Genomic DNA, 15,919 nt, shown 5'->3' on the forward strand with positions numbered 1-15,919 from the left:
ACAACCTCATTTCCTTTTTTTCATTTTGCGCCGAGAAGTGTATGGAATAATTTTGAATATATTCAAATCAATTACATCTATGCAAGACTAGTGGGATGGTGCCAGGCACCATCCAGGATTTGGATATAAACGGTACACAGGGAGGAGGGGCACTCATGGATGTATTGATGGACAGTTTGAAGGTGATTGGGCGAATTGTTACGATTTTGCCTTTTTTATTGTTTATTGGACTGTATATGGGCAAACGTTCCATAGGTGAACTCCCTGTTTTTGATTTCTTGGTCGTTCTTGTCCTTGGCTCGGTTGTCGGTGCCGATATTGCTGACCCGGAAATCGATCATATCCATACAGTGGTGGCGATGATTGCCATTGCTGTCTTGCAGAAGTTGATTATTTACTGCAAGCTGCGCTATCGCAAATTTGGTCACCTCGTCACCTTTGAACCGACCGTTGTCGTATACAAGGGAGAATTTTTAATAAAAAACTTAAAAAAGATCAATTACTCGATTGATAATGTTCTGCAAATGTTGAGAGAAAAGGATGTTTTCCAATTAAAAGATGTAGAGATGGCGATTGTCGAAGCGAACGGAAGAATATCCGTCAGTTTAGCTCCTGAAAGAAAAACAGTTACCCTTTCAGATATGAACATCACCCCCAAAGAACCTAACTACGAGATTCCACTTATTTTAGATGGGGAAATCCAGGAAGAAGCTCTGCAAAGGTTGAATAAAAATCTCGCCTGGCTTCAAGAAGAGTTGACAGCAAAGCAAGTGAAAGACAAATCTACTGTATTTTATGCAGGTGTTAATTCGAAAGGGGATTTAAACCTGACCATCAAAGGTCAATTGAAATCAGGAGTTCCGCCGATTTTTCACTGAGGTGAGGGAAGTGAACTTCAATACACGTTGTAAAGTAAGGTTAGGTTTCGTTTCGTAACACCAAAGGGTCGGTTGGCTGAACTCGAAGGGGTGATTAAGGAGTGGATATTCTTATCGACAGCATCAAGGTAATCGGACGGATTGTCACAGTGCTTCCATTAATGCTTTTGATTGGATTATATATGGGTAAACGATCAATCGGGGAGCTGCCAGTTTTTGATGTCCTTGTGATTCTCGTTTTAGGAACCGTCGTTGGGGCGGATATAGCCGATCCAAAAATTGAGCATATTCCCACTTTCGTAGCGGTTATTGCCATTGGCCTCCTACATCGGTTTATTACCTTTTTGAAGATTAAAAACAGAAGAATTGGTCACCTCCTCACCTTTGAACCAACTGTCGTCATCTATAAAGGGGAGTTTCTTTCCGGTGCGATGAAAAAAATCAACTACTCGATCGATAATGTCTTACAGATGCTCCGGGAAAAAGATGTGTTCCAGCTTAGCGATGTAGAACTAGGGATTATCGAAGCTAGTGGCAGACTATCTGTGAGCTTAAAACCAGACAACCAACCAGTGACCACGGGAGATTTAAAGATACATACAAGTGAGTCTGAATATGAAATTCCATTGATTTTGGACGGTCAAATTGAACTGAAAGCACTAAAAAGCCTGAACAAAAGCGAAGATTGGCTTCATAACGAAATCACCGCAAACCAGGTGAAAGACCCAACCACTGTTTTTTATGCCAGTTTCAATCCTATCAACGGAAAATGGCACATCACAAAAAAACATCAGGAAGAAAAACACCCCCCACCAATTTTCCATTGATGGAAGCGTAATGTAAGGTGCCTGGCACCTTGCATTTTTTGGTAACAGAAACAACAATAAATGCACAACGGTAGGTTAACTTATAAGTTTATGTCATTTAAATAATTAAAAGGAACCAAGGCAGACTTGGTTCCTTTTAAATTATTTACATTCAATGAAAAAACTTATTGCTCTGGAAACAGGATCTTAAATACTATCTACTTCTCCATCAACCACTCTGTAACAATATCCGCCTGCTCTTCTGTTAGTGTGTCCCCAGGCATCATGCCCACTCCATCCATGATGAGTGTCTTTACTTCTTCAGCAGTAAATTTGCTGGCCATATTGGTTACAGCTGGGCCGGCAGCTCCTTGTAGGTTTGAGCCGTGGCAAGCCAAACAGGCTTGTTCATAGAGTACTTCTGGATCAGATGAAGCTACTTCTGAATTATTTGAACCGCATCCTGTTAAAAATAGTAAGGATAACGCTGTAATTACAGTAAATCTTTTCATTATGTCCCCTCCATTAATATGAATATCCTCTACTGTTCACGTAATCTACTTGTCGATGTATTAATAGGAATAGAGCTTTGTTTGGCCCCTCCGTTTTATTAATAGAGAAGTAGACTGTTTAGAATCGAGAATATAAACTGCTACTATGATTATAAAGTGATATAAGAGGATAATCGGATTGGAAACATGAACAATTTCTGAAACTTTGCTTGACTCTAACTTAAAAATTTCCAGTTATCTGGATGGTGCCTGGCACCACAAAGAGGGAGAGGATACAATGAAGAGGATTCGATAGAGGTTTTTGTCTGAAATTCATCTTCTTTTGAGCATTCGAGAGCACATCGCGGGTGGGCTGCCTTTAACAGTGGACGAACATCACAGTTACTAGCTAAAGTAAATCGCGCCTAAAAAGAAAAACTCTGGAGCACGCTTCAGAGTTTTTAACTATTAAAGAAAGTTCCACGTTCAGTCCTCGGTGACCTAAAAGTCATTTTTCATTCAAACGTCTTAGTCCCCTGGTGAAAGAACATTTGCCAACGACCGTCCTTATAGGTCCAAACCGAACTTCGCAACGTATGCTGTCCAGTCTCTTCATTACAGATTCGATAGGTTGTTAGCACTTTGTCGTCAGACAGTTGATGGAGCTCAAATTGGCTTAATTTCATTTTCACCTCGCCAAATCCACCTGGTCCCATACCATCGCGTTTATACCATACCGTTCCCGAACTTCCGAATTCAAAAAAATCATCCGTCAATAATTTGGATATTTCCTCAGGGGAAGTGCGGATTTCAGGTTTTAGCAAACTCTCCTCTAGTTCCCGCAAATGATCTTTTAACGTTCCCATGCCAAATCCCTCCTCTGTTGATTTTATAAAATAGTACCAAATAAAGTCCCAAACAAGTACTTATTTCTTGCCTCCTAGTTTCTAGGTTCTCCATTTAAATGGGGAGTTGCATCTGCTAGGAGAAGAATTTAACGTGATGGTAAAAAAGTCAGCAAGCGTTGAGGAATCTGACAAGCTTTAGCCGCGGAGGTAAGACACATTCTACGAAAAAAGCAATGAGGTTAACCCAAGATTTAAAAACCAACCAAAAATATCCAGGTGCCAGGCGCCTGGATATTTTTTACCAACCTACGAGGTTTTACTTATTCTTTGAATTTCATCGGATTCATGCGTGAACACACCCGTGCCTGTCAGTTCGCTCGCCTGATACATGGCCGAGGCAACATCCCGTGCGTGAATAGGTTTATATTTTTTTAGGGACCCAATTAGTAGAGCTGATAAGGCGGGGCTTAAGATCGTGCCAATTTTTTCTCCGAATCGAAACTCTTGGCGGTTTCCTAGCAAGAGAGAGGGTCGGAAAATATGGACAGTCGGGAACCCAACACCCTTAATTGCAGCTTCTATTTCTCCTTTTACACGGTTATAAAAGATTTTAGAATCGAGTTGTGCTCCCATCGCCGTTATGATAAGGAATTTCTCAGCACCATTTTCTTTTGTTAATCTCGCTAATTCAAGAGGGTAGGTGAAATCTACCTTTTTAAATTCTGCTTGGGAACCTGCCTTTTTAATAGTGGTTCCTAAACAACAATAAACGTCGTCAACACTTAAGTCGCTTTGATAATGGTCCAAATGATCAAAATCGACGACGATTTGATGTAGTTTTGGGTGGGTGGCGTTCAGCCTTCTTCTGGTTATAACAATTACTCGTTCATACTTGGATTGTTTTAGCAAAATATGTAGTAGTTCGTTCCCCACAAGGCCGGTAGCACCGGCAATTAAGGCGGTTTTCTTTGCGTTGCCCATTCACGTCACTCCATTCATTCATGTACCAGTCTGATTTATCTATTTTACATGAGTTTTTCGGAGAAACGCCAATTTTAGCTTAAAAATGAAACAAGGAAGCTGACTGCAAAACAGGCTTCCTTGTTTTAGTTATTTGTTTTGTTTCTCCCTTTTTACATTAGCTGGTTGTGGCTGTTCTTCAGTTACAATGGTCCCTAGGACTTCGCGGTTATACTTGCTGCGGTCTTCACCCATTCCAGGGAGAGTATTGGCCATTGGGAGCTGTTCAAGTTCTTTTCCTCTTGGCATGATGATTGGCCTCCTTCTGTTTGGTGGTTTATAAGCTACTTCTCTTTTTTATTCGTATTGATATGCTTTCTTTCAAATTCCTCGGAAAACTCGGTTAACATCTTATCCTCCCGATAAACGCCGGGAAGATAACTTTCTGCGGAATTGCTGAGAATATGACTTTTTACATAGATATGGAAAAGGGCTTCAGCCCCGGCAATGGTTAAGGCTGAGAAAAACGCTACCGCAAGCAAACTTGCTGAAGATTCGATGGTAAAGGCACTGATAATCCATATCAGCAGAAAGCTTAGGCCAAAGTCCCCGACCGAAGCGATAAAGTTCCCAAACTTCGGAAGGATATATAAATCACCAGCGAAATAGGAAACCGCCGTAGTAAGGACTGAAATAACAAGAATTGTGGTCAAGGAAGCAGTATTGAAAATACTTAAAAAGGGAAACAGAATTGTACCGATCACGGCAAACTTTATTAATAAAGCCCAAACATGCTTCATAACGTTCCTCCAATCGTAAATCTAAGCCATCAACTGTAACCTATGGCTACCCATAATGTTCCCAAATCCAAGCCCCATTTCTCATCCACATTTTGGATAGTTCCTTCTAGATGGGGGATTTATAGATGGTGCTTTTCTGGATGGTGCCAGGCACCACCCAGTTTATTTCCAAGTCACCACCCAGTTTATTTCCAATATCCCATTCGGACACAAAAAGGACCTAGCTACTCAGTGTGCAAAACTGAGACTAGGTCTTTTCAGGTATCAATTTGCTATTAGTGGAGCGTTATTGCAATTTTCCTTGATTATGCTGATTCATTTGATGCATAGCTGAGGAGCTTCCCTGATGCTGGCTGTAGGATGTATTCCCCATATTTCCCATGCTTGGCATAGTCCCCATGTTCTGCATACCCATCGTGCCCATCGGTTGGAACATTCCGCTCATTTGTGTCATTTGCTGGGTACTGAAGGTTGGTGGTTGATAGTACCCATGTTGATTCATCCATGTCCAAATTTCGTAGGCCATCTCCTGACATAGATTTGCCCCGTTGACATGGTACATACGAAGGTTAGGGTCAACACATTCATTAGCCCATAACATCCCCATCATCGAACCAGATTTATGAACATTAAGCGCTAAGGTTGCAATGGTTGAATCAGATAAAGATTGCGCATTAGGCATTGGTGCCATTGTTGCCTGTGCTTGATCACTCATGCCAGTACTGACGTTTTCTGGTTGGAAAGAAGGAGCCGTATGACTAATATGCGCACCTCTGCCTTGCATAAAATTAATTCCTTGTTGATAAGCATTAAGCATTTGACGTTGATGTTTCATTAAAATTGACTTTAAGTGTTGGTCCTTACACATTTTTGCAAATAAACCATGCTGATCGATTTCTGCGGCCTTTGTTCGTAGGGCCTCGGATGTTTCCAATAATTCATGTGCTGCTGGATTCATTATGTAGTACCTCCAATATGTTTGATTGGGATATTAGCCCAAAGGATAGTATCCGCAATCGCTGACAAATCATACAGAGAGACTCAACTTAAAATAATCTTGATATCCCCAATCTAAATGATCTTCAGGTTGTTTATCCTGTGCACCTAAATCCAGCAGTGTGAGAAGTCGCCGATTAAATACCAGGTGCCTGGCACCTTTTTTAATTGAAGAATTCGTGGATTAGTTGTTCGATTAACTGAAGATCCTTATTCTTTTGAAGCTGTTGGTCCGACCTTAAAGTGGCAAGCGTGCTTTCGACGAGAAATTTCCTTGGGTTTTTCGTGTGCAAGAGCTCTTCGTGGATAAAATCTAATAGCTCTTGATACTTCTCCTGGTCTTTAAATTCCTTTTTCACTGCTAAGACATGGCGGCTTAGTTGTTGGTGAAAAACTCCCTTGTTTGCCTGAGAATCAGGTAACCATTTTTCTAATTGGTCCGGCTTCATTAATTGGTCTCCGGATTCTGAGACTTCCTCGACGATTTTCACTAAGCGCGCGACACTATAGCGTACGACTTGATTTAGATTTGAGGTGGACTCATTTGCAAGTGTATTAAATTTTAGGTTATGGTTTAAAATCCCTAAAAACATAATGGCGCAATCCAACAGATAGGGTTTCTTGCTCTCTCCAAACAGATCAGTCAATCGCTGATAAATCCAGTTAAGTACACGTAATTGTCCGTTTCGAAAGAACTCTTTTAAATCCTTGTCGTTCGACACTAGGACCTCTTCAAAAAGGGATAAGAGCTTGTTTGCCCGGTTTACTCGTAATTGCAACTCCACTTGTTGGATAAAGATTTCAATATCTGCAGGGTTTTGGCCGACAAGAAGTTCGTTTCGTTCCTGCTCCATTTTTATATAAATGGTTTTAAATATGGCCATTAATAATTCATTCTTAGATGGAAAATAATTATAAAATGTCCCTTTCGCAATTCCACTATATTCAAGGATGTCTTGAATGGATGTATTTTGAAAGCCTTTATTAATAAATAATTGGTGGGCTTTTTTAATGACATGCTGTTTCCTGTCGTTCATTTCATCACCTATCATTTCATTTGTACTATCGGTCTAGAATCATAGTACATGATTTCTAGCCTAGATACAAACAGGCTTTGATGAAATAGGTATTTTTTAGAATTGCAAAATTTAGACTGGTGGTATATGATATTTGATATTGTCTGTGTGAAATGAGAGTTCATTTAATTGTACTAAATGTCTAGAGGGGGAAAGAGAATGGATCAAAAAATCAACAACACCAATCGCCCACCATACGGAATCCTAGCGGTTTTAATGGTTGGGGCTTTTATAGCATTTTTAAATAATACATTACTAAATATTGCTCTTCCTTCTATTATGGTTGATTTAGATATCGAAGCATCAACTGTACAGTGGATGACGACGGGTTTTATGCTAGTAAGTGGGATCATGATTCCTGCCACGGCATTCCTGATTGAAAAGTTTTCCGTTCGTCGATTGTTCCTAGTGGCAATGGGCTTGTTTACATTAGGTACGATTATTGCAGGGAGCGCGCATTTTTTTCCACTTTTATTAGCAGGAAGAATGGTTCAGGCTTCCGGTACAGCGATTATGATGCCTTTATTGATGAACGTTATGCTAATTAGCTTCCCAATTGAAAAGCGGGGTACAGCAATGGGGATGTTTGGTTTAATTTTAATGGCAGCACCAGCAATTGGGCCGACTTTATCCGGATGGATTGTCGAACATTATGATTGGAGAATGCTGTTCCATTTTGTGACGCCAATTGCTGCCACTGTTCTATTGTTAGGCTTTTTCTTACTTAAGGATAAAAAAGGAAAAGTTAACATCAGGCTGGACTATTTATCTCTGTTGTTATCTAGTATTGGTTTTGGCGGTCTATTGTATGGATTTAGTTCTGCTGGAGATCGGGGATGGGATAGCCCACATGTGTACGCAACGATTGCAGTGGGGGCTATTTCGTTAGTGACCTTTATTGTACGTCAATCCAAATTAGATCGACCGATGTTAAACTTTGGCGTTTTCAAGTACCCGATGTTTGCCTTATCCTCGTCGATCACGATGGTCCTGAATATGGCATTGTTTTCTGGGATGCTTCTTATTCCTATTTATGTTCAAACCATCCGTGGGATTTCGCCAATGGATGCGGGGTTATTGATGTTGCCTGGAGCACTGGCGATGGCGTTAATGTCGCCGATTACCGGAAAGTTGTTTGATAAATTTGGTGGCCGTGTTTTGGCGATATCAGGTTTAACGATTACGGTGGTAACCACTTATTACTTCAGCCAATTAACACTTGAAACGACTTATACACACTTAGTTATTTTAAATACAATAAGAATGTTCGGAATGTCCATGGTGATGATGCCGGTTTCTACTAACGGCTTAAATCAGTTGCCCGTTCGCTTTTATCCACATGGAACGGCGATGAATAATACATTAAATCAGGTTTCTGGAGCGATTGGTACGGCGTTATTGGTCACGATTATGTCCACACGTACGGAAACACATGCGGCGAACATAGCTGCTGATGCAATGAAGACTGCACCAGCTCAACCAACAGAAGCAGTACTTGCTGAAATGCAGCAGCTAATTGAGATGAAGGCGATGTTAGCAGGAATCAACGACGCCTTCTTTGTGGCCACATTCATTGCCGCCATCGCCCTTATCCTTTCCTTCTTTATTAAACGCGCAAAACAAGCCGAAGACCCAGTCGAAGAGCAACAAGGCGAAAAGAACGTAACCGCAAAATTAGTCTAGTTCCCAAAAGACTGGATGGTGCCTGGCACCATCCAGTCTTTTGCCATATTATCTAGCTGTTCCAAGGTTGCTCTAGATGAAGGGAGGAATTTATTGATCTTGAAAGATTGTTATTCCTAACATAGAAGAAGTTTAATTTATAAGTACATATAGGCAAGTTCGGATTTTAAAAGCATGCAGAAAACATATCGCAGTTTCTGGATGCTTTTTTATGTTCAAAACCAGTCAGGTTAGCGTGTGTAAAGTGATGCTTGAGTGGTAAATCCCTGGTTGGTGCCAGGCACCATCCAGGGATTTTACAGGGCAATGTTTCCAAATGCTACATATATTTTCCATATTCACATTGTCGTCATAATGTTTTTAACGAAGTGTGAACTTTGTCACACCAGCACTTTATTTACGTTGGAATCTGATATATTCAAAGTGTACTAATAATTAATAAATTAAATTAATTCCATTTGAAAGGAAGCGATCTTCATGTTCGCCACATTTTTAAGAGAAAGCAAAATTGCCGCTGGTATTCTCACAGTCATACGATTATATCTTGGTTACGCTTGGATGACAGCAGGTTGGGGAAAGTTGACAGGAGGTTTCGATGCATCCGGTTATCTAAACAATGCGGTAGCTAATCCGGTAACTGGTCCAGACGGAAATGCAGTCTATGGCTGGTATGTAACATTCCTAGAAAGCTTTGCGATACCAAACATTGGACTGTTCAACTTTATTGTTCCACTTGGTGAATTCCTAGTTGGTGTAGGCTTACTATTAGGTTGCTTAACAACTGCTGCAATGTTCTTTGGTCTTGTGATGAACTTCAGCTTTTTCCTAGCAGGAACGGTATCTCATAATCCAACAGACATCTTCCTTGGCGGGATCATCCTATTTGCAGGCTACAACGCTGGTCGCTACGGCTTAGACCGCTGGGTTGTCCCATTCCTACGCAAGACATTCAACAAGAAGGCAGAGGTTACTGTTAGCAAGTAACAAAAATTGTCAGGTGCCAGGCACCATCCAGTTTTTTACCACTTCACATGTTCGTCAAAATGTTATTAACAAATTGTGAATTTATTCACATAGTCAACTTTTTCACGGTGGATTTTGTTATATTCTAAGTGTACTAAATAACTTATCTAACTTATAAAACATATTGAAAGGAAGGCGATCTTCATGTTCGCGACATTTTTAAGAGAAAATAATATTGCAGCAGCTATTCTTACAATCATTCGTTTATATCTAGGTTATGCTTGGATGACAGCAGGTTGGAGTAAATTAACAGGTGGTTTCGATGCTGCTGGTTATTTAAACAATGCAGTTGCAAACCCGGTAACAGGTCCAGATGGAAATATGGTTTATGGTTGGTACGTAACATTCCTAGAAAGCTTTGCCATTCCAAACATTGGCCTATTCAATTTCCTTGTTCCACTTGGTGAATTCCTAGTAGGTGTTGGATTACTACTCGGTTGCTTAACAACTGCAGCAATCTTCTTTGGTCTAGTGATGAACTTCAGCTTCTTCTTAGCAGGAACGGTATCTCATAACCCAACAGACATCTTCCTTGGCGGGATCATCCTATTTGCAGGCTACAACGCTGGTCGCTACGGCTTAGACCGCTGGGTTGTTCCATTCTTACGCAAAACTTTCAACAAGAAGGCTGACACAACAGTTAAGAATGTCGCATAACTTTTAAAAAAAGAGAAAGCCTGCAGTCCAAGGGATTCCCCCTCCCGAGACTGCAGGTTTTTTTATTATAGGGTTAAAAGGGAGTATCCGTGTCGACATTGTTTCTCCACTTTAATAACATTCCTCCCGAATAACCATAAAGTTGCATCCACGAACAGCTAAATTTAGAATGAAAACAATTAGACTCAAAAAAGTACACCGGGCTCTGTGTGCTATTTTGCTTATTTTTTAAGGAAGTGTTAAAAATGAAAGATTATAAACCAGCCGTCCATTTTCATCAAGTTCATTATACGATTGAAAATACGAAGATTTTAAAGAATATTACGGGTTCGTTTCCTGAGGGGCGAATTACAACTTTGGTGGGACCTTCAGGTGCGGGGAAGTCGACCTTACTAAAGCTGTGTAATGGCTTGCTGTCGCCCGATTCAGGAGAAATTTTTATTAAAAATAAAGGCATTACTGCCTATGACCCCGTGGAGCTGCGTCGCCTTGTGGGTATGGCGTTGCAGAGTGCACCAATGGTCGAGGGTACCGTTTTTAAAAACATGTCTTTACCAATGAAGCTCCAAGGAAAGCATCTACCAGAAGAAGTGGCTGCCGGTCTGTTGGATGATGTTGGTTTGGGGGAAGAATACCTCCACCGAAGTTCGAAGGAGTTATCGGGTGGGCAACGACAGAAAGTATCCATCGCGCGCACACTGGTGAATCGTCCACAAATTTTATTATTAGATGAGATTACCTCCTCACTTGATCGATCATCTACCCAAGAAATCGAAGAACTCATTGTAAAAATAAACCGGAAATACGGAGCGACGATGGTTTGGATTACCCATAACTTGCGACAGGCTCTTGAAGTCGGGGAGTATACATGGGTGATGATGGAAGGGGAAGTCGTCGAAACAGGGGAGAGCGAGTTGCTTCACAATCCCGAAAATGAAAAGGTCCAACGCTTTGTAAAGGGGGATGGGGAATGAGTTACCTCACTTTAGCGATTACCTTAATCTTCGTCTTGATCCCGCTGGTTCTATCAAAAACATTAAACCTGGGATTAGAGCGGGACACAATCATTGCAACCATTCGATCCATTGTTCAGTTGTTGGCCATTGGGTATGTTCTTCAATTTGTGTTTGAAACAGAGAATTTTATCTTTATTTTCCTGATGGTCTCACTGATGATCGTCACCGCCACCCTAAACGCTCGTAAAAAGGGAAGCTCCATCCAGGGGATTACCTGGAAGGTTGCTGTTACGCTCGTATTTGTCGAAATCCTGACGCAAAGTATTCTGCTTGGGTTTAAGATTGTCCCGCCGACCGCGCAGTATATCATTTCAATCAGTGGGATGGTGATTGGAAATTCAATGGTTCTAGCGATTCTGTTTCTCAATCGTTTTACATCCGAGGTAGAGGCAAGACAAGATGAGACAGAGCTCATTCTTTCCTTAGGAGGTACACCGAAACAAGCGATACATAACCAACTCATTCAAGCGATCAAGGCAAGTATGATTCCAACAATTGAAAGTCAGAAAACCGTAGGACTAGTCCAATTGCCAGGAATGATGAGTGGCCAAATCATTGCAGGAGCAGACCCGATTCAAGCCGTTCAATTCCAACTGCTGATTCTCTTCCTGCTCCTAACAACCGCCTCCGTCACAAGCGTCATGCTCGGGTACCTTTCCTACCCAACCCTCTTCAACCAACGCATGCAACTTCTTAGGAAAACATAGGATGGTGAAATTTGGATGGTGCCAGACACCATCCAAAAATATGGAAAAAGACACCTTCTCATAAACAGAAGGTGTCTTAGCTTTAGCATAATCAATTAGCTATTACTTGTATTTATCCTACATAAAACCCAATTTTACCTAATTGTTTTGCTTCTTCTAATCGTTTGAAAGCGTCAGTGAAGTCTTCTAATTGGTACATTTGGTCTAACACAGGTTTGATTTTGTGCTCTGTAATAAATTCAATCATGTTTTTGTACTCTTCGCCGCTACCCATTGTTGAGCCAAGCAGATTGTATTGTCCATAGAAGAAATCACGCAGGTTTATCTCCACGGTATCTCCCGTTGACGAGCCAAAGGTTACAATCGTTCCGCCACGACGCAGTTGTTTGAGCGATTTATTAATCGTCGCAGCCCCGACAGATTCGATGACAAGATCCATTTTGACACCAGCCAGTGCCTGCTCCCAATCTTCATTGCTAGCGAGTGCAGCCTCAGCGCCAAGTTGGAGAGCCTTTTCCCGCTTCTCTTGAGACCGTGAAGTAACATAAACCTTAGCGCCTGCGGCTTTGGCAAACTGCAATAAGAATGTAGCCACACCGCCACCAATTCCCGGAATAAATACGTTCATCCCGGAGCGAACTTTTCCTCTTGTAAATAATGCTCGATAGGCTGTCAATGCTGCCAATGATAATACACCAGCTTCTTCCCAAGACAAGTGAGCCGGTTTTGCCACAGCATTTTCTGCTGGGACAATGATTTGTTCCGCAAAAGTTCCGTGATCCGGTAATCCGACAATCTCAAACCCTTCCGGCGGAACATCGCTTACTTCCTTCCAGCCAAGACCAGGGTTTATCATTACTTCATCCCCAACTTCAACCCCAACTACGCCATCGCCTACAGCATCAATGACACCGGCACCATCCGATCCAACAACTAACGGTGGATCCGTGGGCTTGTGACGATGAAGGATGAATAAATCTCTGTGATTCAAGCCGGCCGTTTTTAACCTTACCCTGACTTCGCCTGGCCCAGGGTTCACTTCCGTTAATTCTCCATAGGATAATCCTTCAATTCCTGCCTTTTCCGCATGTAGTAATGCTTTCATCGTATCACCCCTAATTTTATGTACTTCTCCATCATACTTTGAAATTTAAGATAAAAAAACCAACTCACATCGACAACCTTCATTTTTAAAAAATAAACTAGGCTGCTAGCAGTTTTTTCACCTGAATTCTTGAGAGGTGTGCTGTGATGTTTCTAACAGACATATTTTTGACAAGATGTTTTTAACAAATTGTGAACTTGTTCACGTACTCATCATTTTTACAGTTGAATCTGATATATTAAGAGTGTAATCAAATAAATCATTTATTCGAAAACGAAAGGAAGCGATCTTCATGTTCGCCACATTTTTAAGAGAAAATAAAATTGCAGCAGGTATTCTTACAGTCATACGTTTATATCTTGGTTATGCTTGGATGACAGCAGGTTGGGGTAAATTAACAGGAGGCTTTGATGCTTCCGGTTATCTAAATAATGCAGTAGCAAACCCGGTAACAGGTCCAGATGGCAATGCTGTTTATGGCTGGTATGTAAATTTCTTAGAAGCATTTGCTATCCCTAATGTTGGGCTATTTAACTTTATTGTTCCACTTGGTGAATTCCTAGTTGGTGTTGGTTTACTACTCGGCTGCCTAACAACAGCCGCAATGTTCTTTGGACTAGTGATGAACTTCAGCTTCTTCCTAGCTGGAACCGTATCTCATAACCCAACAGACATCTTCCTTGGCGGAATCATCCTATTCGCAGGCTACAACGCTGGCCGCTACGGCTTAGACCGCTGGGTGATCCCATTCATCCGCAAAACCATCAACAAAAAAGCAGAACCAACAGTAAGCAAAACTGCAGCCTAACCCCCAAATTCTGGATGGTGCCTGGCACCTCCCAAGATTTGTAATACTGATAAAAAGCCGAAGTTAGCGCCCCCTTGCTAACTTCGGCTTTATTTAATTGGTGAAATTAAAAGTTAGTGAGACTTCACAAAGTTTGAAAACGGTCTATAAAATGTCGAAATTCCATTGGTAATGAGAATCAATTTCAGTTAAAATATAACTAATACATAGTGACATTAGAGGAGAGATCAATTATGTTCGTTCAAATGAGAAAGATGGTTGTTACTGAAGGCAATGCAGAGCAAGTTGTGAGCCGTTTTGGTGGGGAAGGCCTTGTTGAAAAACAGGAAGGTTTTATTGATACCCATGTTATGGTCAAAAAGGTTCGTCGCGGAGATGAAGAAGTTGTCATCCTAACTCGCTGGGAGTCAGAGGATCATTGGAAGCAATGGGAAAAAAGTGATGCCCACATTGCAGGACATAAAGCAAAACTCGGCAAACCAAAACCAGAATACATGGTAAGTTCAGAAGGCGCCGTTTACGAAGTAAAAGCCGTCAAAACACCTAAAAATTAACAGGTGCCAGGCACCATCCACTAGCCTTGCATGACTTTAAAATAATTCCATTTTTTCAATAAAATGTCTTTACGTACAAGAAAAAAACTCCTATTGTAGAAGTTGTTGACCTTGTTTTGTTCCCTAAACAAACAAGTCTTCTACAAAGGAGTTTCAAAATGAACAAGAAAATTATAGGACGCGAAATGCTCATTTGTCAATGTCTTTCGGAACTTCCGCTGGAGGACTTTGATTGTCCACTAATTGATTATGGGAAAAAACTTTCAACTAAATCTTTAATCAAGATTTTCGTAACGGCTCAGTTGGACGAATGGGATTCTTATAAAAACATGGAAGAAAAGTTAGGGGCACATCCAAAGCTCCGTAAGGAGATTGGGGTAAAGGAGATAAGCGGATCTCAGTTAAGCCGCAGGATCTACGACCTGCCAACTGAATGGTTGCAAAATCTTTTTGTTAAAGTCGTAAAGAAAATTCAGCTGTTCACCAGAGGGTTGACGGGGCTCCCTAATGGTTTGGGTGTATTAAAAATTATTGATTCAACTGAAATAAGATTACCAAAAAACTTATGTGATTGGGCATTTATCTCAAAGAGCCATACGGCGGTTAAAATGCATACAAGATTGGTAGTTGCGTCAAAGGATGTAGTTTATCCCGACAAAATTGTACCATCTTCAGGTAAATTAAGTGACAATGAAGGTTCAGATGATTTGGTGGAAGAGTCAAATTCCATTTATGTGATGGATCGTGGATATCCTTCCAGAGAAAAATTTGAAACCTGGGAAGAAAAAGGGATATCCTATGTTGTTCGAATCACCAAATCTCTTCGTTTAGGTATCTTAGAAAAGTACACACCCACTCATCCATCCGTGACTCTTGATGCAAAAGTATCCTATAACGTGTCTAAAAAGCCTGTTCGCTGCATTGAATTTATGGATGAAAAAGAGAGAACCTACCGAATTCTCACGAATCGGTTTGACCTAACGGACCAACAAGTAATGGAAATCTACCGTGCCCGTTGGACAATTGAGTTGTTCTTTAAATGGGTTAAACAGCATTTGAAATTAACAAAAATATGGAGCACGAAGCCACAAGGGATATGGAATCAAATGTTCCTGGCTTTAATCGCATATGGTCTTTCCTTATTAATAAAACTTCAAATTCCATCAGATAGAACTACATTTGGATTCTTTAGATTATTACAAACCTATCTCTATCAAACCGTAGGTTCTTTTATGAAAGCTTTGAAAAAGAAGAAGAAAAGAACATCGAGGGGAAGACAAAAAGTACCAATATCTAAGCCAAAAGCTAAGCCGGAATTTGGAAGTGTCGCTAGAGATAAAACAGAAAAGAAGAAAAAGAAGCACAAATAAATGATGGATTCTAATATATATTGTAAAAAAAAGGGAACAAGGTCGATTACAACCTCATTTCCTTTTTTTCATTTTGCGCCGAGAAGTGTATGGAATAATTTTGAATATATTCAAATCAATTACATCTATGCAAGACTAGTG

18 protein-coding genes are annotated in these 15,919 nt (G+C 40.8%); 10 read left to right on the plus strand and 8 right to left on the minus strand.

Going from position 1 to position 15,919, the window contains the following annotated elements:
- Positions 1-155 precede the first annotated feature (155 nt).
- Positions 156-878 (plus strand): DUF421 domain-containing protein, encoded by a 723-nt coding sequence (locus tag BMX30_RS22540; protein WP_090750544.1) that lies wholly within the window; start codon positions 156-158, stop codon positions 876-878.
- A 101-nt stretch (positions 879-979) separates the two neighbouring features.
- Positions 980-1,705 (plus strand): DUF421 domain-containing protein, encoded by a 726-nt coding sequence (locus BMX30_RS22545; protein ID WP_244532698.1) that lies wholly within the window; start codon positions 980-982, stop codon positions 1,703-1,705.
- A 197-nt stretch (positions 1,706-1,902) separates the two neighbouring features.
- On the opposite strand, the gene BMX30_RS22550 is transcribed toward BMX30_RS22545, so the two are convergent.
- The 7 genes from BMX30_RS22550 to BMX30_RS22575 form a co-directional block, all read right to left on the minus strand.
- Positions 1,903-2,196, minus strand: coding sequence for a c-type cytochrome (locus BMX30_RS22550; RefSeq protein ID WP_090750546.1), 294 nt, complete (start codon positions 2,194-2,196; stop codon positions 1,903-1,905).
- Positions 2,197-2,690: 494 nt separating this feature from the next.
- Positions 2,691-3,041, minus strand: a complete 351-nt coding sequence (locus tag BMX30_RS22555) for a nuclear transport factor 2 family protein (RefSeq protein WP_090750548.1) — start codon at positions 3,039-3,041, stop codon at positions 2,691-2,693.
- A 288-nt stretch (positions 3,042-3,329) separates the two neighbouring features.
- Positions 3,330-4,004, minus strand: a complete 675-nt coding sequence (locus BMX30_RS22560; protein ID WP_090750550.1) for an oxidoreductase — start codon at positions 4,002-4,004, stop codon at positions 3,330-3,332.
- A 129-nt stretch (positions 4,005-4,133) separates the two neighbouring features.
- Complete coding sequence (locus tag BMX30_RS23745; protein WP_170843981.1) at positions 4,134-4,292, minus strand: hypothetical protein; 159 nt, start codon at positions 4,290-4,292, stop codon at positions 4,134-4,136.
- A gap of 35 nt (positions 4,293-4,327) precedes the next feature.
- Positions 4,328-4,783, minus strand: coding sequence for a YndM family protein (locus BMX30_RS22565; protein ID WP_090750551.1), 456 nt, complete (start codon positions 4,781-4,783; stop codon positions 4,328-4,330).
- A gap of 286 nt (positions 4,784-5,069) precedes the next feature.
- Positions 5,070-5,741, minus strand: coding sequence for a spore coat protein (locus tag BMX30_RS22570; RefSeq protein ID WP_090750553.1), 672 nt, complete (start codon positions 5,739-5,741; stop codon positions 5,070-5,072).
- A gap of 202 nt (positions 5,742-5,943) precedes the next feature.
- Complete coding sequence (locus tag BMX30_RS22575; protein ID WP_090750555.1) at positions 5,944-6,816, minus strand: TetR/AcrR family transcriptional regulator; 873 nt, start codon at positions 6,814-6,816, stop codon at positions 5,944-5,946.
- A 198-nt stretch (positions 6,817-7,014) separates the two neighbouring features.
- Here BMX30_RS22575 and BMX30_RS22580 point away from each other — a divergent pair, with 198 nt between their 5' ends.
- The 5 genes from BMX30_RS22580 to BMX30_RS22600 all read left to right on the plus strand — a co-directional run bounded on the left by BMX30_RS22580 (position 7,015) and on the right by BMX30_RS22600 (position 11,941).
- Positions 7,015-8,538: a DHA2 family efflux MFS transporter permease subunit gene (locus BMX30_RS22580; RefSeq protein WP_090750557.1), complete on the plus strand. Its 1,524-nt coding sequence runs from the start codon at positions 7,015-7,017 to the stop codon at positions 8,536-8,538.
- Between the two features lie 477 nt (positions 8,539-9,015).
- Positions 9,016-9,522 (plus strand): DoxX family protein, encoded by a 507-nt coding sequence (locus tag BMX30_RS22585; RefSeq protein WP_090750559.1) that lies wholly within the window; start codon positions 9,016-9,018, stop codon positions 9,520-9,522.
- 183 nt (positions 9,523-9,705) lie between these two features.
- Entirely contained in the window at positions 9,706-10,218 is a 513-nt protein-coding gene (locus BMX30_RS22590) for a DoxX family protein (protein WP_090750561.1), read from the plus strand.
- A gap of 245 nt (positions 10,219-10,463) precedes the next feature.
- Complete coding sequence (locus tag BMX30_RS22595) at positions 10,464-11,192, plus strand: ABC transporter ATP-binding protein (RefSeq protein ID WP_090750563.1); 729 nt, start codon at positions 10,464-10,466, stop codon at positions 11,190-11,192.
- Entirely contained in the window at positions 11,189-11,941 is a 753-nt protein-coding gene (locus tag BMX30_RS22600; RefSeq protein WP_090750565.1) for an ABC transporter permease, read from the plus strand. Before BMX30_RS22595 ends, BMX30_RS22600 begins: the two co-directional genes overlap by 4 nt.
- A 112-nt stretch (positions 11,942-12,053) precedes the next feature.
- Here BMX30_RS22600 and BMX30_RS22605 read toward each other — a convergent pair whose 3' ends face one another.
- Positions 12,054-13,046, minus strand: coding sequence for a zinc-binding dehydrogenase (locus BMX30_RS22605; protein ID WP_090750567.1), 993 nt, complete (start codon positions 13,044-13,046; stop codon positions 12,054-12,056).
- Positions 13,047-13,338: 292 nt separating this feature from the next.
- Here BMX30_RS22605 and BMX30_RS22610 point away from each other — a divergent pair, with 292 nt between their 5' ends.
- From BMX30_RS22610 to BMX30_RS22620, 3 genes are all read left to right on the plus strand, one after another.
- Positions 13,339-13,854, plus strand: a complete 516-nt coding sequence (locus BMX30_RS22610; protein WP_090750569.1) for a DoxX family protein — start codon at positions 13,339-13,341, stop codon at positions 13,852-13,854.
- Between the two features lie 233 nt (positions 13,855-14,087).
- Positions 14,088-14,408 carry an antibiotic biosynthesis monooxygenase gene (locus BMX30_RS22615; RefSeq protein WP_090750571.1) on the plus strand — a complete coding sequence of 107 codons (321 nt, stop codon included), beginning with the start codon at positions 14,088-14,090 and terminating at the stop codon, positions 14,406-14,408.
- A gap of 158 nt (positions 14,409-14,566) precedes the next feature.
- Complete coding sequence (locus BMX30_RS22620; RefSeq protein WP_090748239.1) at positions 14,567-15,778, plus strand: IS4 family transposase; 1,212 nt, start codon at positions 14,567-14,569, stop codon at positions 15,776-15,778.
- Positions 15,779-15,919: the final 141 nt, after the last annotated feature.

It is taken from the genome of Mesobacillus persicus, assembly GCF_900109925.1.
Lineage (GTDB): Bacteria > Bacillota > Bacilli > Bacillales > Cytobacillaceae > Mesobacillus_B > Mesobacillus_B persicus.

What these genes read in the sequence shown, in the direction of transcription:
- BMX30_RS22540 (WP_090750544.1), top strand. Translation starts at nt 156, where the DNA reads ATGGATGTATTGATGGACAGTTTGAAGGTGATTGGGCGAATTGTTACG.
- BMX30_RS22550 (WP_090750546.1), bottom strand. Translation starts at nt 2,196, where the DNA reads ATGAAAAGATTTACTGTAATTACAGCGTTATCCTTACTATTTTTAACA.
- BMX30_RS22555 (WP_090750548.1), bottom strand. Translation starts at nt 3,041, where the DNA reads ATGGGAACGTTAAAAGATCATTTGCGGGAACTAGAGGAGAGTTTGCTA.
- BMX30_RS22560 (WP_090750550.1), bottom strand. Translation starts at nt 4,004, where the DNA reads ATGGGCAACGCAAAGAAAACCGCCTTAATTGCCGGTGCTACCGGCCTT.
- BMX30_RS23745 (WP_170843981.1), bottom strand. Translation starts at nt 4,292, where the DNA reads ATGCCAAGAGGAAAAGAACTTGAACAGCTCCCAATGGCCAATACTCTC.
- BMX30_RS22565 (WP_090750551.1), bottom strand. Translation starts at nt 4,783, where the DNA reads ATGAAGCATGTTTGGGCTTTATTAATAAAGTTTGCCGTGATCGGTACA.
- BMX30_RS22570 (WP_090750553.1), bottom strand. Translation starts at nt 5,741, where the DNA reads ATGAATCCAGCAGCACATGAATTATTGGAAACATCCGAGGCCCTACGA.
- BMX30_RS22575 (WP_090750555.1), bottom strand. Translation starts at nt 6,816, where the DNA reads ATGAACGACAGGAAACAGCATGTCATTAAAAAAGCCCACCAATTATTT.
- BMX30_RS22580 (WP_090750557.1), top strand. Translation starts at nt 7,015, where the DNA reads ATGGATCAAAAAATCAACAACACCAATCGCCCACCATACGGAATCCTA.
- BMX30_RS22585 (WP_090750559.1), top strand. Translation starts at nt 9,016, where the DNA reads ATGTTCGCCACATTTTTAAGAGAAAGCAAAATTGCCGCTGGTATTCTC.
- BMX30_RS22590 (WP_090750561.1), top strand. Translation starts at nt 9,706, where the DNA reads ATGTTCGCGACATTTTTAAGAGAAAATAATATTGCAGCAGCTATTCTT.
- BMX30_RS22595 (WP_090750563.1), top strand. Translation starts at nt 10,464, where the DNA reads ATGAAAGATTATAAACCAGCCGTCCATTTTCATCAAGTTCATTATACG.
- BMX30_RS22600 (WP_090750565.1), top strand. Translation starts at nt 11,189, where the DNA reads ATGAGTTACCTCACTTTAGCGATTACCTTAATCTTCGTCTTGATCCCG.
- BMX30_RS22605 (WP_090750567.1), bottom strand. Translation starts at nt 13,046, where the DNA reads ATGAAAGCATTACTACATGCGGAAAAGGCAGGAATTGAAGGATTATCC.
- BMX30_RS22610 (WP_090750569.1), top strand. Translation starts at nt 13,339, where the DNA reads ATGTTCGCCACATTTTTAAGAGAAAATAAAATTGCAGCAGGTATTCTT.
- BMX30_RS22615 (WP_090750571.1), top strand. Translation starts at nt 14,088, where the DNA reads ATGTTCGTTCAAATGAGAAAGATGGTTGTTACTGAAGGCAATGCAGAG.
- BMX30_RS22620 (WP_090748239.1), top strand. Translation starts at nt 14,567, where the DNA reads ATGAACAAGAAAATTATAGGACGCGAAATGCTCATTTGTCAATGTCTT.